The sequence below is a fragment of the Streptomyces ferrugineus genome, from assembly GCF_015160855.1.
GTDB lineage: Bacteria > Actinomycetota > Actinomycetes > Streptomycetales > Streptomycetaceae > Streptomyces > Streptomyces ferrugineus.
In genome coordinates, this window is sequence record NZ_CP063373.1 from 553,109 (window position 1) to 579,237 (window position 26,129).

Here is a 26,129-nt window from a genome sequence, read left to right on the forward strand (position 1 = left end):
CGGCCCTACGCGCAGCTGAACTTCGACTCCGCCCAGTCCGCCAGCAGCAGGTTGTCGACGGTGCCGTGCGGCTCGACCACCAGCCGGACCGTCTCGCGCCCGGCGAGGTTCACCTGCACCGGCACCGCAGCGTCCCCGGCCTTGACGACCGCGGAGCGCCACAGCCGGACGCCGTCGGCGTAGACCGAGAAGGAGAACCGGCCGAGCCCCAGGTTCGTGTCGTCGACGCCGACCAGTGCCTCGTAGGCGTGGCACTCCCGGTTGAGGTCGATGGTGACGGAGGACCGGCCGTGCACGGTGACGCCGTGCGCGTACTGCGTGCCGGCGATCGACACGCCGTACCGCTGCCACACCCAGCTGCTCTCGTGCAGCCGCATCTCGGGCTCGGTGCCGTCGCCGGTGAGGTCGTACGACAGCTCGCTCCACTGGTAGTCGGCCGGGGCCGGCGGCGGTGTCGGGGCCGGTGGGGGAGTGGGCGTCGGGGTGGGGGTTGGCGTCGGCGTCGGCGAAGGCGTGGGTGTCGGGCTGGGCGTGCGGGTGGGTGTGGGCGAGGGGGTCGGTGTCGCGGTCCGCTCGGGTTGCACGGCCGGCACGATCGCCGGCGGCTGCGGGGCGGGGTCCTTCTTCGGCGGCTCGGGGGTCGGTGTCTCCTCGACGATCGGGGAGGGCACGGGGGGCTGCTTGGCGTCCGTCCGCGGGGGCGGGGTGTCGTTGCCGGCCAGTGCGAGCACGATCGCCGCCGCGACGCCCACCGCGACCACACCGGCCGCGATACCGGCCTTCAGCGGCGCGCCCAGTCCCTCCGAGGCCGCCGCACCGCCGCCGGAGCCGGCCCCGCCGGACGCACCGCCGCCCGCGGCTCCGGCCGAGGCACCGGCTCCGCCCGACGCGCCGCCGCTCGCCGCCGCGGCCGCCCCCGCGGCACCGGCCGCGCCCGCCCCGGCACCGCCGGCGATGAGCCCGGCCGCCTTGGCGTACCCGGCGGCGCCGAACCAGCCGATGACCGCGACCGGCACGACGGCGGGGATACCGCTGGCGACTTCCTTGATCTGGCCGGCGGCGAGCCGGCACTTGGCGCACTCCTCCAAGTGCTTGCGCAGGCCCCGTTCGGCGCGGGTGCGCAGGCTGCCGCGGGCGTAGGCGCCGAGCCGGTCGGCGTGGCGGGCGCACTCCTCGTCGCCGGCGAGGCTGGCGCTGACATGGGCCTGGAGGTAGGCCTGCTTGAGTCCCTCGCGGGCCCGGCTCGCGAGCACGCGCGTGCCGTTGGCGTCGAGCCCGAAGAGGGTGGCGACCTCGCTGGGCGACTCGTCCTCGACCTCGGTGTGCCACAGCACGGCCTGCCAGCGCTCCGGCAGCGAGCGGAAGGCCTGCATGGCCATGGACTGCTCCGCCTCGTGCATCGCCCGCACGTCGGCGCCCAGGTCCACAGTGTCGTCGTCGGAGACCTCGGCCACTCGTGTGGACTGCGCGGCGAACACTGCGAAGTCGTCGACCAGCTGCTCCCGCCGCGCCGACTTCGTCCAGTCCGCGGCGGCCCGCCGGATCGAGGTGAGCAGATAGGCGCGTACGGCGTGCTCGGGGCCGGAACCGCCGCGCACCGCCTGGAGCATGCGGGCGAAGACCTCGGCGGTGAGGTCGTCCGCGGTGTGGGCGTCACGGCAGCAGGTGCGCGCGTACCGGCGCACCGCCTCCGCGTGGCGCCGGTACAGCTCCTCGTAGGCGCTGTCGTCGCCGGAGCGCATCCGGCCGATCAGATCGGCGTCCGACGGCGGCAGCTCGCGCGGCGGTGGCAGCACGCCGTCCTCGCGCCGGTCGCGCTGCGCGGGGACGCCGACTTCCGCGGGGACGTCGTCCCTCGGCACGCCCGCGCGTCCGCCCTGACTCGGCACCTGCGGAGTCGCCGCGTCACCGTCATCGCGTGACTCGTCCCACCCGTCAACGCTCATCGCGGAAAGCCCCCACCGCCGGCTCCACCAGTCCTGGACACCGGGCCAGGGTGCCATATGGGCTTTTGGTCAGGACCCACCCGTACGGACCTTCCACTCGTCCGTGGGGACTTCCCACAAAGCAGTACTGGTCCTCGCCCGTACGGGGAAGCTCACATGACCCCCACCGAGCGAAAGCTGCAGGTGGAGCCTGGAATGCCTGACTTGTACCGCGATGGTGTTCAAGGCGAGAGCGGTGTGGCACCCCACCTCTTCGTCACCCCTGCGAAGTCACCCTCGTCACACCGCCCGGCTCACGCCTGAGGCCGCGACCGCAAGCCCTCCAGCAGGATGTCCAGCAGCCGCGCCGAGGCCGCCGCCTGCTGCGCCGCGTCCGGCAGCGAGGGCGCCGCCGTGGCGATCACCAGCAGGACGTCCGACACCGAGACGTCGGCCCGCAGCTCACCCGCCGCGCGCGCCCGCTCCACGAGCTGGCCCACCACGTCGAGCAGCGCCGCCGCTCCCGCGTCGTCCACCGGTCCGGCCGCGACCGCCGCCGACTGCTCGGGCACCAACCGCAGCTCACCGGTGCCGGGCTGGATCCGCTGCTGCGGCACCCTGGCCTCGTCGAGCACGGCGCCGTCCTCCGCGACCCCGACCCGCAGCACCTGCGGCGGCAGCAGCCGGCCCGCGCCCGAGGCCACCGACGTGCGCAGGAAGCGCGACAGCGCCGACCACGGCTCGTCCTCCTGGCCGAGCGCCGCACGCGCCTGGTCGGTCAGCCGGGAGGTCTCCTCCTCGGCTATCCGCCGCACCAGGACGTCCTTGCTCGGGAAGCGGCGGTACACCGTCCCGACGCCGACCCGCGCGCGCCGCGCCACGTCCTCCATCGGCGCGCCGTACCCCAACTCGCCGAAGACCTCGCGCGCCGCACGCAGCACGTGCTCCAGATTGCGCTGTGCGTCCACGCGCAGCGGCGTCGTACGCGGGCCGTTCCCGCGCCCGTTGCCCGCAGCCGCGCTCATCGTGCCGCCCACCGTCCCGCCGCCCGGCGCGATGGCGGATGCGGAAGACCATCGAGAATCCTGAACATGCATAAGCGATCCCCCGGTAATGACGTCTCCCCCCGGAGACTCTCCCCGTCATTGCAAAGCCGGAGCGTCGCGGAACAAGCCCGGACCACGAGTCCGTTCTGTGTGACTCGCGGACCCGAAGAGCGCATCCCCCTACACCCCGTCGACACACGAACATAGTTGAGCGAGGGTCAATTCAGAAGGGGCAGGTTCCGCACGGAGCGCCCCTCGATCGGAGTACGGGTCGTTTACGTCCTGATTGCGCCACCTACGACCCCCCGGCGCACACCCATTGACCTGCGAGGTTTCCGCACACTCCGGCAATCCGGCCAAATCGCGGCCTCGCCGGTCTCCGGTCACACAAATGGTCGAGCCTGTGGACAAACGCAAGCGCCGGGTGCGTCATGGGATGGTGAAGGAACGTGCGCGCATTCTCGTTGTCGGCGGCGGCTACGTCGGGATGTACACGGCCCTGCGTCTCCAGCGGAGGCTGAAACCGGAACTCGGCCGGGGCGAGGCCGAGATCACCGTGGTCACTCCCGACCCTTACATGACGTATCAGCCGTTCCTGCCCGAAGCAGCCGCCGGTTCCATCTCGCCACGCCACGTGGTGGTACCGCTGCGCCGCGTCCTGTCCCGGTGCCGGGTCATCATCGGCGAGGCCACCGCCATCGACCACGCCAAGCGCACGGCCACCCTCACCACCCTCGCCACGGCGGAGGAGGGCACCGGCACCGAACAGCTCTCGTACGACGAACTCGTCCTCGCCCCCGGCTCCGTCTCGCGCACCCTGCCCATCCCCGGCCTCGCCGAGCACGGCATCGGCTTCAAGACCGTCGAAGAGGCCATCGGCCTGCGCAACCACGTCATCGAGCAGATGGACATCGCCTCCTCCACCCGCGACCCCGCGATCCGCGACGCGGCCCTCACCTTCGTCTTCGTGGGAGGCGGCTACGCGGGCGTCGAGGCGCTCGGCGAACTCGAGGACATGGCCCGCTACGCCACGCGCTACTACCACAACGTCCGCCCCGAGGACATGAAGTGGATCCTGGTCGAGGCCTCCGACCGCATCCTGCCCGAGGTCGGCGAGGACATGGGCCGCTACACCGTCACCGAGCTGCGCCGCCGCAACATCGACGTACGCCTGCACACCCGCCTGGAGTCCTGCGCCGACCGCGTGGCCGTCCTCAGCGACGGAGCCCGCTTCCCCACCCGTACGGTCGTCTGGACGGCCGGCGTCAAACCGCACCCGATCCTCGCCGCGAGCGACCTGCCGCTCAATGCGCGCGGCAGGCTGCGGTGCACCCCCGAGCTGACCGTCGACGGCACCACGCACGCGTGGGCGGCGGGAGACGCCGCCGCCGTCCCCGACGTCACCGCGCCCGAGCCCGGCACGGAGTGCGCCCCCAACGCCCAGCACGCCCTGCGCCAGGCGAAGGTCCTCGGCGACAACATCGTCCACACCCTGCGCGGCGAACCCCTGGAGACGTACGCCCACCAATACGCGGGCTCGGTCGCCTCCCTCGGGTTCCACAAGGGCGTCGCACAGGTCTACGGACGCAAGCTGAAGGGCTACCCTGCCTGGTTCATGCACCGCGTCTATCACCTCAGCAGGGTGCCGACCTTCAACCGCAAGGCACGCGTCCTGGCCGAATGGACACTGTCCGGGCTCTTCAAGAGGGAGATCGTCTCCCTCGGATCACTCGAACACCCCCGAGCGGAGTTCGAACTCGCGGCCGGTGGAAAGCCTCCCCTCAACCAGGGAGACGACACGAAGGGGTCGTCCTGACCGGACCCAGGAACTCCACCGACGGGGCAGGCGTCTGACGGGTGTCGGCCAGGTCGGCCGCACTGCAAGACTGATCCCCGAACCGATCCCGACCCCACGAGGCTCTCCCCACAGTGCTGCAACCCCGGGGTGCCACCCCGCAGACCCCCGGCCGGGTCCGGAGCTGGCCGAAGACGACGACACGAGGCAAGGATTCGTGAACTTCACGCGCTGGAGCGCCCGGCTCCCCGGAACGCAGCGCCGCGCCGCAGCGCGGACCGAGACCACGGCGGCCGCCACCCAGGACCGCCGAGGGGAGAGCCCCAACTCCGTCCCCGCAGCCCGCGTAGAACAACTCACCGACGAGGCGGGACCGATCCCCGCCGTGGACGAACTGCCGGTCCGCGAGGTCCTCGGCCGGGTCCCGGCCCTGGTCGCCCTCGTCCACGGCACCGACCACCGCCTCGCCTACATCAACGACGCCTACGCGACGGCGTTCGGCGTACGCCCCCCGGGCGAACCCGCGCGCGAGGCCCTCCCCGAACTGGCCGAACTGGGCCTGCTCCCCCTCCTCGACCAGGTCCTGCGCAGCGGCAGGCCCCGCACCCTGAAGTCCCGCAAGGCCCTCGACGGCCGCTCCTACACGTTCACCTGCACCCCCGTGACCGACGGCGACGGCGGCGTCCTCATCTTCGCCACCGACGTCACCGACCACGCCGAAGCCGCCGAGCGCCTGCGCGCCAGCGAACGCCGCCAGCGCGAAACGGCCGTCACCCTCCAACGCTCCCTCCTCCCCCAGGAGCTCGAAGAACCCGACGACCTGCGCATCGCCGCCACCTACCACCCCGGCGGCACCGAGGCCGCGGTCGGCGGCGACTGGTACGACGTGATCACCCTGGGCGGCGGTCGCACGGCCCTGGTGATCGGCGACGTCATGGGCAGAGGAGTGCGAGCAGCGGCCGTCATGGGCCAACTGCGCACGGCGGTCAGGGCCTACGCCCGCCTGGACCTCCCCCCGCACGAGGTGTTGCAGCTCCTGGACGGCCTGGCCACGGAAATCGACGCCAACCAGATCGCCACCTGCGTCTACGCCGTCCACGACCCGAACGAGGGCAGTCTGGTGTACGCCTCGGCCGGCCACCTCCCGATCCTGGTCCGCGACGAGCACGGCGAGGTCCACCGTGCCGACGAACCCACCGGCCCGCCGCTGGGCACCGGCGGCTGGATGCACGCCTCCGGCTCCATCGCCCTCGCCCCCGGCTCCACGGCGGTCCTCTACACCGACGGCCTGGTCGAACGCCGCGACGAGGACCTGGACGAGGGAATCGCCTCCCTCGAACGCGCCCTCGCCGGCGCCACCGGCACCCCCCAGGTCATCTGCGACCGCCTGGTCCGCTCCGCGGGCGTCACCGCCGACCACGACGACGACGTGGCGGTCCTGGTCCTCCAGCACCCCGCCCGCACCGGCCCCGACAGCGACCTCTTCCGCAACGCGGCCCTGGAACTCCTGGGCGGCGTGGAGGCGGCGCCACGCGCGCGAGCCTTCGCCTCCGGAGTCCTGACGAGCTGGCGCTTCCCCACCGACCTCCACGACCTGGGCGTACTGGCCGCCAGCGAACTGGTCGCCAACTCCCTCCAGCACGGCACCCCACCCATGCGCCTGCGCCTGCGCCGCACCGACCGCCGCCTGATCGTCGAGGTCACCGACGGAGACGACCACCTTCCCCGCCGCCGCAGAGCCGAACCGGCCGACGAATCGGGCCGAGGCATCGCCATCGTCGCCACCATCGCCTCTTCATGGGGCTCCCGCAGAACCCCGGGCGGCGGCAAGGCGGTGTGGTGCGAGTTCGCGTTGCCACGGGGCGCGTGACCCGGGCTCACGCGGTGGACGAGGCCCCGGGGACGCGGGCCGGAGAGGCGGAGCCCTGCGCCACCACCCGACTCTTCGCCAACCACGGCTGATCCTGCACCGCGCTGAGCTGACGCCCCAGCCTCAGCGCCAGCCACGTGATCCCCAACGAGAACACCAAGAACGTCACGACATACGGCCCATGCAGCGACGCCCCCATGGGCCCACCCACCGCGGGCCCGACCGCCAACGCAAGCTGCTTCACCAGGGCGAACGCGGAGTTGTACTGGCCGGCCATCCCCTCCGGCGCCAGGTCCGCCACCAGCGGAGCAACCGTCGGCGACAACATCGCCTCACCCAGCCCGAACAGCGCGTACGTCGAGATGAAGGCCGCCGTGGCCATCTCCTGACTCCCGTGCCCCAGCCCGGCATACCCCGCCGCGACCCATGCCACGGCCCAGATCAGCCCCACAGCCGCGATCACCCGCGACCGCCGCCGCCGCTCCACGAACTTCAGTACGGCGAACTGCGCCACCACGATCATCGCGGTGTTGGCGGCCAACGCGGTCCCGAGCGCGGACGTGGAAACCCCGGCCGCCTCGACCCCGTACGCGCTCAACCCCGACTCGAACTGCCCATAGCAGGCGAAGAACAGCACGAAGCCCAGCACACACAGCTGCACCATCGCCCGGTTCCCGAGCAACTGCTTCCAGCTCCCCTTCGCCGAGCCGGCCCCCGGCGCCCCCTCGATCCGCGGCGCCCGCGGCGTCCGCACCGTCGACATCACCACGACGAGCAGCAGGAACATCGCCGCCTCGATCGCGAACAGCAGAGTGAACGACGAGACGCTCGACGTGTCGACGAGATGGCCGCCGATCAGTCCGCCGACCCCCAGCCCCAGGTTCTGCAGAAAGAACTGCATCGCGAACGCCCGCGACCGCGTCCCCGCGGTCGAGCAGTCCACGATCATCGTCGCGAGCGCCGGCTGCATCACGGCCTGCCCCGCCCCGAGCGCGGCCGCCGACAGCAGTACGGCCGCCGCACTCCCCGCGAGCCCCAGGCTCAGCGCCCCGAGCGCGGCAGTGACCAAGGCGGCGAGCAGCACCGACAGCGGGCCACGCCGGACAATCGCCCGCCCGGCGAACGGCAGCACGACCAACGCGGCCACGGCGAAGACGGCGAGGACGAGCCCCGCCGTCATGGCACCCAGCCCCCGCACCTGCGCCACATAGACGTACAGGTAGGGGACGGTGAAACCGAGCCCGAACGCGCTGAGTGCATTGCCCACGTGGATCCGGCGCATCGCTGCGCCCATCGCCCTGGTCACGTTCACCTCTCTCGATGTAGCCCTGAAGACTTCAAACCTAAACTTCGAAGCTAAACAGTACACCTCGAAGGACTTCGACACCAAGCAGGGCCGTGCCATACTCGCCCCATGGGCGACACCCCCGACGTCGGCGAACCGACACTCGAAGAACAGATCGCCGCCTACCAGCGCGAGTTCCAGGACCTCGACCCCCAGGTCGAGCAGATCGTCTCGGCGCTGTCCCGCCTGAACCGCCGTATGAACGTCGCCTACGGCCGCCAGACCTCCGCCCTCGGCATCAGCAACGCCGAATGGGAGGTCCTCAAGGCCCTCGTCCTCTCCGGCGCCCCCTACCGAATGGGCCCCAGCGACCTCGCCAAGCGCCTCGGCCTCACCCCGGCCGCCATGACCCACCGCATCGACCGCATGGTCGCCGAGGGCCTGGTCACCCGGGAGCGCGACGAGTCCAACCGCGTCCGGGTCATCGTGGAGCTGACCGGCGAGGGCCGCGAGAAGTGGCTGGAGGCCATGCGGCTCGCTTCGGTCTTCGAGGAGGACCTCCTCCAGGACCTCTCGGCACAGGAGCGCACCAACCTCGGCGACGTCCTCACCCGCCTGCTCCGCAGGGTGGAGCACGCCCAGCCGGACGCCGGCGGCCGCCTCAGCGACCTGGACTGACGTGGGGCGCGGCACCGGGCCGCAAAAGATCTTGACAGGAGATCCTTGACAGCCCCCCGCCCGATCCGTAGAGTTCTTCGGGTTGCCGCCGAGCCGTAACGGTTCTGCGACAGCACCTCCGCCGCGACAGCGGCAACCAAACCACCAGCACGATCTCCCATCCGGGTCGATTTCGGCATGCCCGAATTCAATTCGAATTGGGACTCGGCGGCCCGATTGGGAATCGCCGAGAGCATCCGCTAAGGTTTGAGACGTCGGAACGGCCCAACAGCCGCGAAGGCAACTCCCGCTGACTGGGAATCAGGCCCGAAAGGATCTGATAGAGTCGGAAACGCAAGACCGAAGGGAAGCCCGGAGGAAAGCCCGAGAGGGTGAGTACAAAGGAAGCGTCCGTTCCTTGAGAACTCAACAGCGTGCCAAAAGTCAACGCCAGATATGTTGATACCCCGACACTGGGATTGTTCCCGGTGGCGAGGTTCCTTTGAAACACACAGCGAGGACGCTGTGAACGGCCGGATCATTCCTCCGGCTGTTCCGCTCCCGTGAAAAGCATTCACGGAGAGTTTGATCCTGGCTCAGGACGAACGCTGGCGGCGTGCTTAACACATGCAAGTCGAACGATGAACCGGTTTCGGCCGGGGATTAGTGGCGAACGGGTGAGTAACACGTGGGCAATCTGCCCTGCACTCTGGGACAAGCCCTGGAAACGGGGTCTAATACCGGATATGAGCCTCCATCGCATGGTGGGGGCTGTAAAGCTCCGGCGATGCAGGATGAGCCCGCGGCCTATCAGCTTGTTGGTGAGGTAACGGCTCACCAAGGCGACGACGGGTAGCCGGCCTGAGAGGGCGACCGGCCACACTGGGACTGAGACACGGCCCAGACTCCTACGGGAGGCAGCAGTGGGGAATATTGCACAATGGGCGAAAGCCTGATGCAGCGACGCCGCGTGAGGGATGACGGCCTTCGGGTTGTAAACCTCTTTCAGCAGGGAAGAAGCGCAAGTGACGGTACCTGCAGAAGAAGCGCCGGCTAACTACGTGCCAGCAGCCGCGGTAATACGTAGGGCGCAAGCGTTGTCCGGAATTATTGGGCGTAAAGAGCTCGTAGGCGGCTTGTCGCGTCGGTTGTGAAAGCCCGGGGCTTAACCCCGGGTCTGCAGTCGATACGGGCAGGCTAGAGTTCGGTAGGGGAGATCGGAATTCCTGGTGTAGCGGTGAAATGCGCAGATATCAGGAGGAACACCGGTGGCGAAGGCGGATCTCTGGGCCGATACTGACGCTGAGGAGCGAAAGCGTGGGGAGCGAACAGGATTAGATACCCTGGTAGTCCACGCCGTAAACGGTGGGCACTAGGTGTGGGCAACATTCCACGTTGTCCGTGCCGCAGCTAACGCATTAAGTGCCCCGCCTGGGGAGTACGGCCGCAAGGCTAAAACTCAAAGGAATTGACGGGGGCCCGCACAAGCGGCGGAGCATGTGGCTTAATTCGACGCAACGCGAAGAACCTTACCAAGGCTTGACATACACCGGAAACGGCCGGAGACGGTCGCCCCCTTGTGGTCGGTGTACAGGTGGTGCATGGCTGTCGTCAGCTCGTGTCGTGAGATGTTGGGTTAAGTCCCGCAACGAGCGCAACCCTTGTCCCGTGTTGCCAGCAGGCCCTTGTGGTGCTGGGGACTCACGGGAGACCGCCGGGGTCAACTCGGAGGAAGGTGGGGACGACGTCAAGTCATCATGCCCCTTATGTCTTGGGCTGCACACGTGCTACAATGGCCGGTACAATGAGCTGCGATACCGCGAGGTGGAGCGAATCTCAAAAAGCCGGTCTCAGTTCGGATTGGGGTCTGCAACTCGACCCCATGAAGTCGGAGTCGCTAGTAATCGCAGATCAGCATTGCTGCGGTGAATACGTTCCCGGGCCTTGTACACACCGCCCGTCACGTCACGAAAGTCGGTAACACCCGAAGCCGGTGGCCCAACCCCTCGTGGGAGGGAGCTGTCGAAGGTGGGACTGGCGATTGGGACGAAGTCGTAACAAGGTAGCCGTACCGGAAGGTGCGGCTGGATCACCTCCTTTCTAAGGAGCACTTCTCAACCGGGCTTGCCTGGTTCAGAGGCCAGTACATCAGCGAACGTCTGATGCTGGTTGCTCATGGGTGGAACGTTGACTACTCGGCACACTTGACTGGCTTCTCTTCCTAGTACTGCTTCGGCGTGGAACGGATGAAGAAGGAGCAGGGGTGTCGGGCACGCTGTTGGGTGTCTGAGGGAATGAACCCTCGGGAGCCGGAGTCCGGGTAGTTGACGGGCGGCTGGTTGTTGTTTGAGAACTGCACAGTGGACGCGAGCATCTGTGGCCAAGTTTTTAAGGGCGCACGGTGGATGCCTTGGCACCAGGAACCGATGAAGGACGTGGGAGGCCGCGATAGGCCCCGGGGAGTCGTCAACCAGGCTTTGATCCGGGGGTGTCCGAATGGGGAAACCCGGCAGTCGTCATGGGCTGTCACCCGCTGCTGAACTCATAGGCAGTGTGGAGGGAACGCGGGGAAGTGAAACATCTCAGTACCCGCAGGAAGAGAAAACAACCGTGATTCCGGGAGTAGTGGCGAGCGAAACCGGATGAGGCCAAACCTACGACGTGTGAGACCCGGCAGGGGTTGCGTCGTGGGGGTTGTGGGATCTCTCTTCTACGGTCTGCCGGCCGTAGGGCGAGTCAGAAACCGTTGATGTAGGCGAAGGACATGCGAAAGGTCCGGCGTAGAGGGTAAGACCCCCGTAGTCGAAACGTCAGCGGCTCGTTTGAGAGACACCCAAGTAGCACGGGGCCCGAGAAATCCCGTGTGAATCTGGCGGGACCACCCGCTAAGCCTAAATATTCCCTGGTGACCGATAGCGGATAGTACCGTGAGGGAATGGTGAAAAGTACCCCGGGAGGGGAGTGAAATAGTACCTGAAACCGTGTGCCTACAAGCCGTGGGAGCGTCGGAATGTGCTTGCACATTCTCGTGACTGCGTGCCTTTTGAAGAATGAGCCTGCGAGTTTGCGGTGTGTTGCGAGGTTAACCCGTGTGGGGAAGCCGTAGCGAAAGCGAGTCCGAACAGGGCGTTTTAGTAGCGCGCTCAAGACCCGAAGCGGAGTGATCTAGCCATGGGCAGGTTGAAGCGGAGGTAAGACTTCGTGGAGGACCGAACCCACCAGGGTTGAAAACCTGGGGGATGACCTGTGGTTAGGGGTGAAAGGCCAATCAAACTCCGTGATAGCTGGTTCTCCCCGAAATGCATTTAGGTGCAGCGTCGTGTGTTTCTTGCCGGAGGTAGAGCACTGGATAGGCGATGGGCCCTACCGGGTTACTGACCTTAGCCAAACTCCGAATGCCGGTAAGTGAGAGCGCGGCAGTGAGACTGTGGGGGATAAGCTCCATGGTCGAGAGGGAAACAGCCCAGAGCATCGACTAAGGCCCCTAAGCGTACGCTAAGTGGGAAAGGATGTGGAGTCGCAGAGACAACCAGGAGGTTGGCTTAGAAGCAGCCACCCTTGAAAGAGTGCGTAATAGCTCACTGGTCAAGTGATTCCGCGCCGACAATGTAGCGGGGCTCAAGCGTACCGCCGAAGTCGTGTCATTGACACATGAGGACCAACGTCCGTGTTGATGGGTAGGGGAGCGTCGTCTGCCGGGTGAAGCAGCCGCGTAAGCGAGTTGTGGACGGTTGACGAGTGAGAATGCAGGCATGAGTAGCGATTCACACGTGAGAAACGTGTGCGCCGATTGACTAAGGGTTCCTGGGTCAAGCTGATCTGCCCAGGGTAAGTCGGGACCTAAGGCGAGGCCGACAGGCGTAGTCGATGGATAACCGGTTGATATTCCGGTACCCGCTGTGAAGCGTCAAACATCGAGCATCGTGATGCTAAGGCCGTGAAGCCGCCCTGATCTCTTCGGAGTTGAGGGGAGTGGTGGAGCCGCCGGACCAAGCGGTTAGTAGGTGAGTGATGGGGTGACGCAGGAAGGTAGTCCATCCCGGGCGGTGGTTGTCCCGGGGTAAGGGTGTAGGACGTCAGGTAGGTAAATCCGCCTGGCACGTAGTCTGAGACCTGATGCCGAGCCGATTGTGGTGAAGTGGATGATCCTATGCTGTCGAGAAAAGCCTCTAGCGAGTTTCATGGCGGCCCGTACCCTAAACCGACTCAGGTGGTCAGGTAGAGAATACCGAGGCGTTCGGGTGAACTATGGTTAAGGAACTCGGCAAAATGCCCCCGTAACTTCGGGAGAAGGGGGGCCACGCCTGGTGATCACTCTTGCAGTGTGAGCTGGGGGTGGCCGCAGAGACCAGCGAGAAGCGACTGTTTACTAAAAACACAGGTCCGTGCGAAGCCGTAAGGCGATGTATACGGACTGACGCCTGCCCGGTGCTGGAACGTTAAGGGGACCGGTTAGCTTGGATTCGTCCAGGCGAAGCTGAGAACTTAAGCGCCAGTAAACGGCGGTGGTAACTATAACCATCCTAAGGTAGCGAAATTCCTTGTCGGGTAAGTTCCGACCTGCACGAATGGCGTAACGACTTCTCGACTGTCTCAACCATAGGCCCGGTGAAATTGCACTACGAGTAAAGATGCTCGTTTCGCGCAGCAGGACGGAAAGACCCCGGGACCTTTACTACAGTTTGATATTGGTGTTCGGTTCGGCTTGTGTAGGATAGCTGGGAGACTTTGAAATGCGGACGCCAGTTCGTGTGGAGTCGTCGTTGAAATACCAGTCTGGTCGTGCTGGATGTCTAACCTGGGTCCGTGATCCGGATCAGGGACAGTGTCTGATGGGTAGTTTAACTGGGGCGGTTGCCTCCTAAAGGGTAACGGAGGCGCCCAAAGGTTCCCTCAGCCTGGTTGGCAATCAGGTGTTGAGTGTAAGTGCACAAGGGAGCTTGACTGTGAGACCGACGGGTCGAGCAGGGACGAAAGTCGGGACTAGTGATCCGGCGGTGGCTTGTGGAAGCGCCGTCGCTCAACGGATAAAAGGTACCCCGGGGATAACAGGCTGATCTTCCCCAAGAGTCCATATCGACGGGATGGTTTGGCACCTCGATGTCGGCTCGTCGCATCCTGGGGCTGGAGTCGGTCCCAAGGGTTGGGCTGTTCGCCCATTAAAGCGGTACGCGAGCTGGGTTTAGAACGTCGTGAGACAGTTCGGTCCCTATCCGCTGTGCGCGTAGGAGTCTTGAGAAGGGCTGTCCCTAGTACGAGAGGACCGGGACGGACGAACCTCTGGTGTGCCAGTTGTTCTGCCAAGGGCATGGCTGGTTGGCTACGTTCGGGAGGGATAACCGCTGAAAGCATCTAAGCGGGAAGCCTGCTTCGAGATGAGGACTCCCACCTCTATAAGAGGGTAAGGCTCCCAGTAGACGACTGGGTTGATAGGCCGGATCTGGAAGCACCGTGAGGTGTGGAGGTGACCGGTACTAATAGGCCGAGGGCTTGTCCATAGAGGCTCGTGTCCACTGTGTTGGTTCTGAGACAACGACCGTGTCATCGTCCGGTCGACAGTTTCATAGTGTTTCGGTGGTTATAGCGTGAGGGAAACGCCCGGTTACATTCCGAACCCGGAAGCTAAGCCTTACAGCGCCGATGGTACTGCAGGGGGGACCCTGTGGGAGAGTAGGACGCCGCCGAACAAATTGTAGGAAAGGCCCACGCCGTATGGCGTGGGCCTTTTCGCGTTTCAGGACGGGGTTACGAGTCCTGTGTCGTAAGCCAGGATCACCGCCTGAATTCGGTCCCGTGAGCCCGTCTTGGCGAGGATGCGGCCGACGTGGGTCTTCACCGTGGACTCGGCGAGGTGGAGGCGGGCGGCTATCTCTGTGTTCGTCCAGCCCCTGCCTACCACCGTGAGGATCTCGCGTTCGCGGTCGGTGAGGGGGGACAGACGTGCGTCCGGGGCCGTGGACTGCTGGTCGTCTGTGGAACTGCTGGGCGGTAGGTGGTGGACGTACGCGTCGAGGAGGCGGCGGGTCAGGCTGGGGGCGACCACCGCGTCGCCGGTGGCGACCGCTCGGACGCCGGAGAGGAGTTCCTCCGGTTGTGCGTCCTTGACCAGGAAGCCGGAGGCGCCTGCGCGCAGGCCGGCGTAGGCGTACTCGTCCAGGTCGAAGGTGGTGAGGATCAGGACCCGGGTGCGGTCGCCGGCGGCGGTGATGCGGCGGGTGGCCTCGATGCCGTCGAGGCCGGGCATGCGGACGTCCATCAGGACCACGTCGGGGCGCAGTTCCGCGGTCATGTGGACCGCCTCGCTGCCGTTGGCCGCCTCGCCCAGTACGGACAGGTCGTCCTGGCTCTCCAGCAGCATCCGGAAGCCGAAGCGCTGCAGGGGTTGGTCGTCGGCGATGAGGACGGTGGTCACTGCGGGGATTCCTCCGGGAGGTGAAGGTGGACGCGCCAGCCCTGCTCGGGGTGCGGGCGAGGGCCGGCCTCAAGTGTGCCGCCGTACAGGGCGGTTCGCTCCTGCATTCCGGGCAGGCCGCGACCGCCGCCGCGACGAGCTGTGCGGTCGGGGGCGCCGGTGCCGGTGTCGGTCACGGTCGCGGTGACGGCGCCTTTCTCCTCGTACGACAGCTCTATGTGGGCTCGTGTGCCGGGGCCGCTGTGTTTGAGGGTGTTGGTGAGGGACTCCTGGATGACGCGGTAGACGGTGAGTTGGCGGCCCGGGGAGAGGGTCGGGCTGCCGTGGGTGGTGGTGTGGACGGGGAGGCCCGCGGCGCGTACGCCGTCGATGAGTTGGGTCAGGTCGGTGAGGGTGGGTTGGGGGGTCAGTTCCGGGTGGGGGGCCCGGGTTTGTTCGTCCTCGCGCAGGACGTCGAGCAGGCGGCGAAGTTCGCCCAGGGCCTGGCGGCTGGTGGTGGCGATGGCGTGGAGGGCCTGGGCGGCGCGTTCGGGGGACTTGGCGGCCGCGTACTTGCCGCCGTCGGCCAGGCCGGTGATGACGGAGAGGTTGTGGCCGATGATGTCGTGCATCTCGCGGGCGATGCGGGCGCGTTCGGCGGCGGCGGCGAGCTGGGCCTGCTGGTCGCGTTCGATCTCCAGACGGCGGGCGCGGTCCTCGAGGGCCTCGGTGTGGTCGCGGCGGGTGCGGACGGTGATGCCGATGGCCGCCGCCACGGCGATCGACATCAGCACGGGGGCGATGTCCTGGTCGGGGCTGCCCTGTGGGTGGCGGGCCGCCATCACCGCGACGGGGGTGGTGATCAGGGCCGTCGCCCACCACAGGTTGCGTGCGGGGCGGCGCAGGGCGATGTGGAAGACGACCAGGAGCTGGAGCATGGTTGCTTGGAGCGCGATGCCGGTCCAGGCGTTGACCAGGGCGAGGGGGGCCAGCGCGAGGAGTACGGCGCGGGGGTGGGCGCGTCGGCCCAGGAGGGGGAGGGAGAGACCCAGGCTGAGGGCCAGGACCAGCCAATCCGGGTTGTCGCGGTCCCGGGTCACGTTGAGCCAGCCGCCGCCGTGGTAGTCGATCAGGGCCGCCGTCATCCAGAAGCCGGTGAGGTGCAGGTCCCATACGAGGGGGTGGCGGTGGTCGAAGGCGCGTATGCGCCGGCTGATGCGCTGGATGTGCTGGGTGAGGGGTTCCGTCGCCCGCTCCTGCCTCGCTCGCTCTTCCGTCACTGGTCCATGGTGCGCGATCTTGACGGGCGGTCCCAGGGCCCTGGGCAGTATTCCGGGTGAGGGATGTCGTACCCGGGTACTACGGTTGCCGTCATGTGCACCATGAGCCCTGGGGCCTACGTCATCCGGTCGATACGTGCCGACGAGTGGCCCGCCGCGAAGGAACTGCGGCTTGCCGCGCTGCGGGATCCCGTCGCGCCGCTCGCCTTTCTGGAGACGTACGAGGAGGCTCTCGCGCGGCCGGACTCCTTCTGGCAGGAGCGGGCCGCAGGGGCCTGTGAGGGGGCCGACGGGGCGCAGCAGATCGTGGCCGAGGGGCCGGACGGGGGCTGGGTCGGGACGTTGACGGTGCTGCTCGAGGAGCCGGGGGCGACCGACTGGGCCGGGTTTCCGGTGGAGCGCAAGCAGGGGCATGTCGTCGGTGTGTTCGTGCGGCCCGAGGAACGGGGCAGTGGGCTGACCGACGTGCTGTTCGACGCCGGTCTTGAGTGGGCCTGGGCGCGGGGTGCCGAGCGGGTGCGGCTGATCGTGCACGAGGAGAACGGGCGGGCCCAGCGGTTCTACCGGCGGGCGGGGTTCGTGCCGAGTGGGCTGGTCGTGCCGTTGACCGGGAAGCCGGAGGAGAAGGAGCTGGAGTTCGTTCTCGAGCGGCCCTGACTGGACGTCAGACGGGCAGTTCGTCGTGCGGCCAGCGGGAGCGGGCCTGTTCGCGGGACCGGAGCAGGGCCAGGGACGGCATGCCCCGGTCCGCTCCGGTGGCCAGCAGCTCCGGCAGCTGGGGGAGCGGAGCCACGGCGGCGACGTCGTCCAGGACGAGCGTCATTGGTGGGTCGAGGCGACCGGAGGATGACCGTTCGGCCATGCGCCGGCCGCGCTCGACCACGCTTGCGGCGAGGGCCGTCAACAGTGGCATGGCGCCCGGGTTGGCTCGGGGGTCCTCGATGGATTCACCCACCACATAAAGCGTGCCCCCTTCATGGACGAAGGAATCCAAGGTGAGGGCATCAGTTCGGTTTGGAGTGCAGGACTCGCGGATGTTGACCGTGGAGAGGGCGGAGAGCGCTCTGGTGGTCAACTCCTGGGCCATGTCGCGGCGTTCGGGGTGGGCCGTGAGGGCGGCTTCGAGTTCGCCGGCCGATCCCGCGGCGGCCTTCGGGTTCGTACGGAGGATGCGTACGGCGTCCTGGATCTGGGCGCCCTGGGACCAGCGGTGGACGTGGCGGATGGTGCGGCCGTCGATGGCCGCGGCGTGCAGATAGCTGCGGAGGAGCGTTTCGGCGGTGTCGCTGACCGCTTGGTCCAGGCGGGAGGTGGGGCGGACCGGGGCGAGGAGCGCGGTGGCTCTCGCGACCGCTGTCTGCTTGTCCTCGCAGGCCGTCGTGGGGGACCAGTGCAGGCGGGCCGGGGTGTCGCAGAGGTGGGTGGGGTCGTAGAGGAGGACCGGGCCCAGTTTTCCGCGGGCGTCCTTGGTGTCCTCCCAGAGGGAGGGGTTGGAGGTGACCACGAGGGCGGGGCCCTCGGCGTCGTGCACGGCCTGGGCCGCGGTCTGGTGGCGGGTTTCCTTCGGGGCCACGAGGATCTTCTCCCGGCCGACCACCGGTTCGGCGAAGAGTGGGGTCGGGGGCGCTGCGGCAGGCGCAGACACAGGCACAGGCGCAGGCGCCGGCTCCGCCTCCGTCCGCGGTGCCGGTACCTCGCGCTGGGGCGGCGCCGGGGCTGCGGGCGGGGGAGCCTTCTCAACGGTCTTCTCGATGGACTTCCCGACGGCCTTCTCGGCGGTCTCCTCAGCGGTCTTCTCGACGGCCGTCGCTCCCGTGCGCCGCGCCGCCCGGACCGCTCGCCAGCGTGCCACCGTGCCCATCACGAACACCGTCAGCACGACCAGCACCATCAACTGGCCGATGAACAGGCCCCAGAACAGGCCGTAGCCCGACAGCTGCCCGGTCGGGGTGTCCGGCCAGGCGCCCGGGATGTCGTGGGGCTCGGCGATCAGGGAGCGCATCGCCAGGGGTGTGCGGGTGAAGGTGACTCCGGTCGGCCAGGTGCCGTGGGCGAACCACGCCGCCAGGCCCGTCGCCGTCCAGACCAGCAGGGTCATGCCGAGGAGGAAGGCGAGTATGCCGATCAGCAGGCCGTCGGGGACGCCTCCCTGGCCGTCCCTGCCGCCTCGGCCATGCTCCCGGTGGTCCCGGCCGTGGTCCGGTCTCACGCTGCCTCCTACGCCACCGTCGACTCGGAGTCGCCCAGGTGTTGCTCCACGAAGGCCGCCGCCCGCTCCTCGGCCTCCAGCTCGGCGGCGTGCAGCGCGTCGTCGGTGAGGTCGGTGGCCGCTTCGGTCATCGCGCGGTCGGTGAAGACCAGGGGGCGCTCGGTCTCGGTGATCAGGTGTTTGACGACCTGGACATTGCCGTTGACGTCCCACACCGCGATGCCCGGGGTGAGGCTGGGGATGATCTCCACGGCCCAGCGCGGGAGGCCGAGCACCCGGCCCGTCGACCTCGCCTCGTCGGCCTTCTGGGCGTAGATCGTCCTGGTCGAGGCCATTTTCAGGATCGCGGCCGCCTCCTTCGCCGCCGCGCCGTCGACCACGTCCGAGAGGTGGTGGACGACGGCGACGAAGGACAGGCCGAGCCGGCGGCCGAACTTCAGCAGGCGCTGGAAGAGCTGGGCCACGAAGGGGCTGTTGATGATGTGCCAGGCCTCCTCGACCAGGAAGATGCGCTTCTTCCGGTCGGGGCGGATCCAGGTGTGCTCCAGCCATACGCCGACGATCGCCATCAGGATCGGCATGGCGATCGAGTTGCGGTCGATGTGGGACAAATCGAACACGATGAGGGGCGCGTCGAGGTCGATGCCGACCGTGGTGGGGCCGTCGAACATGCCCCTGAGGTCACCGTCGACCAGACGGTCCAGGACCAGCGCCACGTCCAGGCCCCACGCCCGTACGTCGTCTATGGCGACGTTCATCGCCTCGGCCGACTCCGGCTCGGGGTGCCGTAGCTGCTCGACGATGTCGCTCAGCACCGGCTGGCGTTCGACGATCGTCTCGTTGACGTAGGCGTGCGCCACCTTGAGCGCGAAGCCGGAGCGCTCGTCCAGGCCGTGCCCCATCGCGACCTCGATGATCGTGCGGAGCAGCGCGAGCTGGCCGGTCGTCGTGATCGACGGGTCGAGGGGGTTGAGGCGGATGCCGTGGTCCAGGGCGGCCATCGGGTCGAGGCGGATGGGAGTTATCCCCAGCTCCTGCGCGATGAGGTTCCACTCGCCGACGCCGTCCTCGCCCTGGGCGTCGAGGACGACGACCTGGCGGTCGCGGAAGCGCAGCTGCCGTAGGACGTACGTCTTCTCCAGGGCCGACTTGCCGTTGCCGGACTCGCCGAGGACCAGCCAGTGGGGGGCGGGGAGCTGCTGGCCGTAGAGCTGGAAGGGGTCGTAGATGTAGCCCTTTCCGGAGTACACCTCGCGGCCGATGATGACGCCCGAGTCGCCGAGGCCGGGGGCGGCGGTGGGGAGGTAGACCGCCTGGGCCTGGCCCGTGGACGTGCGCACCGGCAGCCGGGTCGTCTCGACCTTCCCGAAGAGGAAGGACGTGAAGGCCTCGGTGAGGACGGACAGCGGGTCCCGCATCAGGTCCTACCTCCGAATGCCGGTGGCGAAGGGGAGTGTGTTCACGAATGCCCGGTGGTGCTCGCGGTCGCACCACTCCAGCTTCAGATACGACTTTCCGGCGGACGCCCGGATGGTCCGCTTGTCGCGCGCCAGCGACTCGGGGGAGCGGGAGGAGACGGTGATGTAGCCGACCAGGTTGACTCCGGCCGCGCCGCTCGCGAGGTCTTCTCCGCGCTGGTCGAGGCGGTTGTGGGCGGCGACGTCGCGGGGGTCGACGGTGCGGTTCATCTTGGCGGCGCGGCTGGCCTCGGCCTCGTCGTTGGTCTTCTCGGTGAGCATGCGCTCGATGGCGACCTCGGTGGGTTCGAGGTCCATGGTGACGGCGACCGTGCGGATGACGTCCGGGGTGTGGACGAGGAGGGGCGCCAGGAAGTTGACGCCCACCGGGGTCATCGGCCACTCCTTCACCCAGGCGGTGGCGTGGCACCAGGGGGCGCGGGTGGTGGACTCCCGGGTCTTCGCCTGGAGGAACGTCGGTTCCATGGCGTCGAGCTCGGCCGGCCAGGCGTTGCGCTTCGTCATCGCCTGGATGTGGTCGATCGGGTGGTCCGGGTCGTACATGGAGTGGATGAGCGACGACAGCCGCCCCTGGCCGAGCGGCTGCCGTACCCGGATGTCGGCCTCCTGCAGGCGCGAGCAGATGTCGGTCAGCTCGCGCGCCATGACGACCGCGAGGCCCGCGTCCCGGTCGACCTTGCCGCCGCCGTGCGGGCGGGCGGCGCGGGCCATCGCGATGGCCTCGGCGGCCAGTTCGCGGGTGTAGTGCATACAGGCGACGAGGTAGGCGCGGTGCTGCTCGCTGCTCGTCGACACCATGGACTGGAGTTGGTCGTACGACTGCTGCAGCCAGGCCGGGGAGCGGTCGTCGCCGCGTACGGCGACGTCCTTGGCGTGGGCGTCCGGGTCGGCGGGGAGGGTGCGTGCGAGCATCTGAAGGCGGGTCACGAAGCCGTCGCCGTTGGCGACATGCTTCAGCAGGGTGCCGAAGCGGTCGACGAGGGCTTCCTGGTCCTCGGAGTCGCGCAGGCCGACGCCCGGGCCCTCGATCTCGATGGCGGCGGTGACGGTGCGGCGGTCGGCGTGCAGCAGTACGGCGATCTCGTCGGGGCCGAACGGGGCGGCCAGCCAGTTGATGCGGCCGATGCCCGGCGGCGGGCCGACCTCGACCTCGCGGCCGTCGAGTGCGGTGCCGGCCTCCATGGCGGCGGAGCGGTAGGCGGTGCCCTGGCGCAGGGTGCGCTTGTAGCTGCGGTTGATCTCGAACCACTTGTAGATGGTCCGCTGCTTGTACGGCACGTAGACCGCGGCCAGCGCGAGCATCGGGAAGCCCATGAGCAGCACGATGCGCAGGGACAGGACGGGGACGAGGAGTCCGCACATCATGCCGAGGAACGCGCCCGCGATGATCAGCGCGATCTCGCCGGTCTCACGGTTGCGGCCGACGATCGCGTTCGGCCGGGCGCGGCCGATCAGATATGTACGGCGGGGCGTGACCGGATGGGACACATGGGACTGAGTCGTCAACGCCCGTCACCTCCTGAACGATTGCTGCTGCTGTTGCGGGTGTTGCTGGCGTGCGGGGTGTTCACGGGGCTGCCCGAGCGGGGCGCGGGTGCGGCGGAGGGGACGGATCCGCCGCCTCCGCTCGAGGAGCGCGCGCTGTGTGCGGCGACGCCGCCGGAGGCGGGGTTCGTGGGGCGGGGGGTGCTCGACTGGCCCCCGCCGCTGTTGCTGTCCGCGCGGGAGCTGTGGGTCTTGATGCCCTGGGCCACGAGGGTCGCCGGGGAGCTGATCACGGCGGCGGCCTTGCTCTCGGCGCCGCGCATGATGCGGTTGTTGCGGGTGTTCGCGATCTCGTCGCCGAAGCCGGGGACGAAGCGGTAGATCATCGCCGAGGCGAAGATCGCGAGCAGGATGATGGCGAGGCCGGAGACCACGGCGGCGAGGGAGTCCGGGCCCTCTTCGGTGGCGAGGGCGCCGGCGAGGCCGAGGACGATGACGATGACCGGCTTGACCAGGATGACCGCGATCATGATGCCGGCCCAGCGGCGGACGTGGCCCCACAGGTTCTTGTCCACGAGGCCGGCGTAGACGACGACGCCGAGCAGGGCGCCGACGTACAGCAGTACGGCCCGCAGGTACAGCTCCAGGTAGAGGACACCTGCGGCGAGGATGCTGATCAGCGACACGATGATCAGCATGATCGGGCCGCCGCCGATGTCGTTGCCCTTGTTCAGGGCCTCGGAGAACGTGCCGAAGAACGTGTCCGTCTGGTTGCCGGTGGCCTTCGCGAGTACGTCGCTGACGGCGTCGGTCGCCGAGACGATGGTGTAGAGGATGAGCGGGGTGAAGGCCGAGGCCAGCACCGTGAGCCAGAGGAAACCGATGGCTTCCGACAGGGCGGTGGTGAAGGGGACGCCGCGGACGGCTCGCTTGGCCACCGCGAGGAGCCAGAGGAGGAGCGTGAGGATCGTCGAGGCGGCGAATACCACGGCGTAGTGCTTCAGGAACGTGAGGTTCGTGAAGTCGACGTTCGCGGTCTCCTTTACGGCCTCGCTGAGCTTGTCGACGGTCCAGGAGGCGGCGTCCGCGCAGCCCTTGGCGAGGGAGGAGAGGGGGTCGAGGGTGGAGGTGGGGTCGGTTAGGGAGGGGCCGCCGGAGCGGTTGCCGGAGCCGCCGTTGTCTTTTTCGCAGTAGTCCTTGGCGGGGCCGCGAATCAGGTCACAGGGGTCGCTGCTCCCCGAGGGGGTGGGCGAAGGGGTGGGTGCGGCGACAGCGCGGGTGGCCAGCAGCACGGCGGTCGCCTGGACGGCGGTGAGGGCCCCGGCGACCTTGAGGAAGCGGCGGTTAGCGCGCATACGTGAACCCTCCGTACTCCTCAACGGCCTTCGTCATGTCGTCGGACGAGGAGGCTCGCTGGTCTCGCCCGACCGGTACTGGACCGTCCTTCTGCTGGAAGTCGGTGACCTTCCAGTCATTGCTGACCCACTTCAGCTGGTAGGTCGTGGTGTACCAGCTCTCGGACACCGGGTTGGTCGAACCTTCACCGGACAGGCCGAAGAGCGACGTGTACCAGACCTCCACGGTGGCGGCGCTCGCGCTGAACGACGTGGTCTTGGTGCCCACCGGGATGACTCGGGAGACGAAGGTCTGGCCCGACGGCGCGGCACCGTTCTTGTCGAGGCCGATGTTCGTGAGGAACTTCTCGCTGGTGTACGCGCCGTCCAGGTCCGTCTGCCGCTTGGCGGCTACATCGGGTGCGTAGACCGTGTCGACGATCTCGTGCCGTCTGGCCGTGTTGAACATGTCCGCCGACCCCAGCGCCACGGAGTAGTTGGCCGCCGCACTCTGTGCCCCCTGCTCATCCCGAGCGAACCCCCCGGGGATCCCCGCCGCCTTCCCGTCCACCGGTCGGGTTCCGCTCGCCGCCGTCGGGGAGGATTTCGGCTGGTTTTCGTCCCCGCCGGTGGAACCGGAGTTGTCTCCTCCACGGTTCGCGAAGGCGATCGCGGCGATGAGGAGGACCACTACGCCGACCACGGTCACCAGGCTCCGGGACGACGAGCGGCCGCCTCTGCGGGCGCCGCCGTACACGTCGCCGCTGGTGTCGGGCAGCCGGGTGCGGGTCTGGCCGGTGCCTCCGTAGCCGCCGGAGGGATCCCGCTCGTCTCCGAGACTCATGCCGCGTACGCCCCCTCGACGTCGGACAGATACACGTTGGAGTACGACGGTAGCCGTGCTGGTTCCCGCATGGGCGCGGTGTGGTGACTCGACATCAGGGAAACGCAACCTCAGCCGGTGGGCACGACGGGTGGGTGGGGGACTAGGGGGACCGGGCGTGCCCGGAGCGGACGGAGGGGGTCGGGCGCGTCGGCGGGGCTAGACGGCCATGCCGTACACGATGGTGAACAGCGTGCCCAGTGAGCCGATGATGAAGACACCCGTCAGACCGGCGATGATGAGACCTTTGCCCTGCTCGGCGCTGAAGGTGTCGCGCAACGCCGTCGCGCCGATGCGCTGTTTGGCCGCACCCCAGATGGCGATGCCGAGGCAGATCAGGATGGCCACGGCCATCACGACCTCGATCATCACCTTGGCCTCGTTGCCCAGGCTGCCGAAGGGGCCCCAGTCCGGAGCGATCCCGCCGATGATGGTGTTGATGTCGCCCTTATCGGCCGCAAAGAGCATGTAAGTCACCGCCCCTGGTGGGTAGTTCCGCATCCCCTGCAGGTGCGCAGAGGTCAGGCCTCATTGTCGTTGATTCTCGCCGACATTGTCGCCGCCGTATGTCGACTTGGCGTCATTGATGGGCGGGATTCGTACGAATACCTCGTACGGTCACTCTGTGTATCACGGCAGGTCACCCCGGGCAACGAGGCCTGAGCGGAACCTGTGGTGCGGTCGCGTCGTTAGCCCTCTTCACCCTTGGGGGCCGTTTCTGACGGCCGGTCGGGTGAGTCGTCGTGCCGGTGTTCTGCGGGTGAAGGCTATCCCGGGGTGGTTCGGCGGGTGTCGCGGGGGCGTGGTCGGGTGAGGTGGCCGTGGGGTGTGACGGGCTGTCAGTGGGGGTGGTTCCCTGTGACGTTCGTCGTCAGCAGGCGCAGGAGTTGTTTGGCCTGGGCGTCCTGTCGGGGGGTCAGGCCCATCGCCTCGCCGATCGCGAGGGGGACGTCGCCGGCGCGGTCGCGGAGTTCGGCGCCGGCCTCGGTGAGGCGGATGGCGACCGAGCGTTCGTCGTCCCGGCGGCGCTCGCGGCGCAGCAGGCCGCCGGCTTCGAGGCGCTTGAGCAGCGGTGACAGGGTGCTGGACTCCAGTTGGAGGGCGCTGCCCAGATCGCGTACGGAGATCGAGTCCCGTTCCCAGAGGACGAGCATGACCAGGTACTGGGGGTAGGTCAGGCCCAGCTCGTCGAGGAGGGGGCGGTAGCGCGCCGTCACGGCGCGGGAGGCGGCGTAGAGCGCGAAGCAGAGCTGGTCGTCCAGGAGGAGGGAGCCTTCCCGGGTGGCCGATTCGGTGGCCGGTTCGGACGATGGGGTCATGGGGGCTCCTGGCTCCTGGCTCCTGGCTCTTCGTTGGTTCGCTCGATCTTATCGCGAGCCAACTCATCGAGCACTAACTAGTTGCGTACGACTTAATAGCGCGCTACTTTCATTGTGTGTCGCCGAACCCGGCCGTACCGGTCGGGCGGGTCTGCCCGAATGTGTGGGGCTCGCGGCACCCGATCCGAGGAGATCGCCATGACCGACACCGCCAACCCCGTCCGTCCCGTCCTGGAGCCCGCCGCCCAGGCTTTCGTCGAGGCCACCGCGAATCCGCCGTACCTGTTCGACCTGGGGCCGGCCGAGGGGCGCAAGACCGTCGACGAGGTGCAGTCCGGGGAGATCGCCAAGCCGGACGTCGACGAGGAGTGGGTCACCGTCACCGGCGGGCCGACCGGCGAGGTCAGGGCCCGGATCGTCCGACCGGCCGGGGCCACCGGGACGCTCCCGGTGATCGTCTACATCCATGGCGCGGGCTGGGTCTTCGGCAACGCGCACACCCATGACCGGCTCGTGCGCGAACTGGCCGTGGGGACGGGTGCTGCGGTCGTCTTCCCCGAGTACGACCTCTCGCCCGAGGCGCGCTACCCCGTCGCCGTCGAGCAGAGCTACGCCGTGGCCCAGTGGGTCGTCCGCGAGGGCGCGAGCAACGGCCTGGACGCCGGGCGCATCGCCGTGGCCGGGGACTCGGTGGGCGGCAACATGAGTGCCGCGCTGACGCTGCTGGCCAAGGAGCGCGGCGATGTTCCGCTGGTGCAGCAGGTGCTCTTCTACCCGGTCACCGACGCGTCGTTCGACACCGGGTCCTATCGGCAGTTCGCCGAGGGGTTCTTCCTGCGCCGGGACGCCATGCAGTGGTTCTGGGACCAGTACACGACCGACGCGGCCGAGCGGGCCCGGATCACGGCGAGTCCGCTGCGCGCCGGCGTCGAGCAGCTGAAGGGGTTGCCGCCGGCGCTGGTCATCACCGCCGAGGCCGATGTGCTGCGCGACGAGGGAGAGGCCTATGCGAACAAGCTGCGGGAGGCTGGTGTGCCGGTCACCGCGGTGCGGTATCAGGGCATCATCCACGACTTCGTGATGCTCAACGCGCTGCGGGAGACACGGGCGGCGCAGGCCGCCATCGGGCAGGCGATCAGTGTCCTGCGGGAGGCGTTCGGCGTCCGTTGAGC

The 26,129-nt window shown here is 68.1% G+C and carries 17 protein-coding genes and 3 rRNA genes; 8 read left to right on the forward strand and 12 right to left on the reverse strand.

Annotated features, from left to right (window positions below; genetic code table 11):
* Positions 1-5: 5 nt before the first annotated feature.
* Together IM697_RS02615 and IM697_RS02620 are read right to left on the reverse strand one after the other, a co-directional pair.
* Entirely contained in the window at positions 6-1,946 is a 1,941-nt protein-coding gene (locus IM697_RS02615; RefSeq protein ID WP_194044302.1) for a sigma-70 family RNA polymerase sigma factor, read from the reverse strand.
* 293 nt (positions 1,947-2,239) lie between these two features.
* Entirely contained in the window at positions 2,240-3,022 is a 783-nt protein-coding gene (locus tag IM697_RS02620) for a TetR/AcrR family transcriptional regulator (RefSeq protein WP_194044304.1), read from the reverse strand.
* A gap of 385 nt (positions 3,023-3,407) precedes the next feature.
* Here IM697_RS02620 and IM697_RS02625 point away from each other — a divergent pair, with 385 nt between their 5' ends.
* Together IM697_RS02625 and IM697_RS02630 are read left to right on the forward strand one after the other, a co-directional pair.
* Positions 3,408-4,787, forward strand: a complete 1,380-nt coding sequence (locus IM697_RS02625) for an NAD(P)/FAD-dependent oxidoreductase (RefSeq protein ID WP_194049554.1) — start codon at positions 3,408-3,410, stop codon at positions 4,785-4,787.
* 196 nt (positions 4,788-4,983) lie between these two features.
* A complete protein-coding gene (locus IM697_RS02630; protein WP_194044306.1) occupies positions 4,984-6,636 on the forward strand; it encodes an ATP-binding SpoIIE family protein phosphatase in 1,653 nt (550 codons plus the stop codon).
* Between the two features lie 7 nt (positions 6,637-6,643).
* Here the strand turns inward: IM697_RS02630 and IM697_RS02635 are convergent, their stop codons facing one another.
* Positions 6,644-7,918 (reverse strand): MFS transporter, encoded by a 1,275-nt coding sequence (locus IM697_RS02635; protein ID WP_194049555.1) that lies wholly within the window; start codon positions 7,916-7,918, stop codon positions 6,644-6,646.
* A 132-nt stretch (positions 7,919-8,050) separates the two neighbouring features.
* Between IM697_RS02635 and IM697_RS02640 the strand changes: the two genes are divergently transcribed.
* The 4 genes from IM697_RS02640 (at position 8,051) to rrf (ending at position 14,265) form a co-directional block, all read left to right on the forward strand.
* The gene (locus tag IM697_RS02640; protein ID WP_194044308.1) at positions 8,051-8,599 is read left to right on the forward strand and encodes a MarR family winged helix-turn-helix transcriptional regulator; all 549 of its coding nucleotides are present in this window, start codon (positions 8,051-8,053) and stop codon (positions 8,597-8,599) included.
* Between the two features lie 552 nt (positions 8,600-9,151).
* Positions 9,152-10,678, forward strand: a 16S ribosomal RNA gene (locus IM697_RS02645).
* A 278-nt stretch (positions 10,679-10,956) separates the two neighbouring features.
* Positions 10,957-14,076, forward strand: a 23S ribosomal RNA gene (locus IM697_RS02650).
* A gap of 72 nt (positions 14,077-14,148) precedes the next feature.
* Positions 14,149-14,265, forward strand: a 5S ribosomal RNA gene (gene rrf / locus IM697_RS02655).
* Together the 16S, 23S and 5S rRNA genes form the textbook arrangement of a ribosomal RNA operon.
* 47 nt (positions 14,266-14,312) lie before the next feature.
* Here the strand turns inward: rrf and IM697_RS02660 are convergent.
* Complete coding sequence (locus tag IM697_RS02660) at positions 14,313-14,990, reverse strand: response regulator (protein WP_194044310.1); 678 nt, start codon at positions 14,988-14,990, stop codon at positions 14,313-14,315.
* A complete protein-coding gene (locus IM697_RS02665; protein WP_228044471.1) occupies positions 14,987-16,249 on the reverse strand; it encodes a sensor histidine kinase in 1,263 nt (420 codons plus the stop codon). The genes IM697_RS02660 and IM697_RS02665 overlap by 4 nt, the downstream gene beginning before the upstream one ends.
* A gap of 93 nt (positions 16,250-16,342) precedes the next feature.
* Between IM697_RS02665 and IM697_RS02670 the strand changes: the two genes are divergently transcribed.
* The gene (locus IM697_RS02670) at positions 16,343-16,906 is read left to right on the forward strand and encodes a GNAT family N-acetyltransferase (protein ID WP_228044472.1); all 564 of its coding nucleotides are present in this window, start codon (positions 16,343-16,345) and stop codon (positions 16,904-16,906) included.
* 7 nt (positions 16,907-16,913) lie between these two features.
* Here IM697_RS02670 and IM697_RS02675 read toward each other — a convergent pair whose 3' ends face one another.
* The 7 genes from IM697_RS02675 to IM697_RS02705 form a co-directional block, all read right to left on the reverse strand.
* Positions 16,914-18,458: a type IV secretory system conjugative DNA transfer family protein gene (locus IM697_RS02675; RefSeq protein WP_194044314.1), complete on the reverse strand. Its 1,545-nt coding sequence runs from the start codon at positions 18,456-18,458 to the stop codon at positions 16,914-16,916.
* Between the two features lie 8 nt (positions 18,459-18,466).
* A complete protein-coding gene (locus IM697_RS02680) occupies positions 18,467-19,876 on the reverse strand; it encodes an ATP-binding protein (RefSeq protein WP_194044316.1) in 1,410 nt (469 codons plus the stop codon).
* 6 nt (positions 19,877-19,882) lie between these two features.
* Positions 19,883-21,442, reverse strand: a complete 1,560-nt coding sequence (locus IM697_RS02685; RefSeq protein ID WP_194044318.1) for an SCO6880 family protein — start codon at positions 21,440-21,442, stop codon at positions 19,883-19,885.
* Complete coding sequence (locus IM697_RS02690) at positions 21,439-22,776, reverse strand: energy-coupling factor transporter transmembrane component T family protein (protein ID WP_194044320.1); 1,338 nt, start codon at positions 22,774-22,776, stop codon at positions 21,439-21,441. Before IM697_RS02690 ends, IM697_RS02685 begins: the two co-directional genes overlap by 4 nt.
* The gene (locus IM697_RS02695; RefSeq protein ID WP_194044322.1) at positions 22,766-23,599 is read right to left on the reverse strand and encodes a hypothetical protein; all 834 of its coding nucleotides are present in this window, start codon (positions 23,597-23,599) and stop codon (positions 22,766-22,768) included. Before IM697_RS02695 ends, IM697_RS02690 begins: the two co-directional genes overlap by 11 nt.
* A 198-nt stretch (positions 23,600-23,797) precedes the next feature.
* Positions 23,798-24,106 (reverse strand): hypothetical protein, encoded by a 309-nt coding sequence (locus tag IM697_RS02700; protein ID WP_004000049.1) that lies wholly within the window; start codon positions 24,104-24,106, stop codon positions 23,798-23,800.
* 371 nt (positions 24,107-24,477) lie between these two features.
* Complete coding sequence (locus IM697_RS02705; RefSeq protein WP_194044324.1) at positions 24,478-24,957, reverse strand: MarR family winged helix-turn-helix transcriptional regulator; 480 nt, start codon at positions 24,955-24,957, stop codon at positions 24,478-24,480.
* A gap of 198 nt (positions 24,958-25,155) precedes the next feature.
* Here IM697_RS02705 and IM697_RS02710 point away from each other — a divergent pair, with 198 nt between their 5' ends.
* Positions 25,156-26,127: an alpha/beta hydrolase gene (locus IM697_RS02710; RefSeq protein WP_194044327.1), complete on the forward strand. Its 972-nt coding sequence runs from the start codon at positions 25,156-25,158 to the stop codon at positions 26,125-26,127.
* The last annotated feature ends 2 nt before the right edge of the window (positions 26,128-26,129 follow it).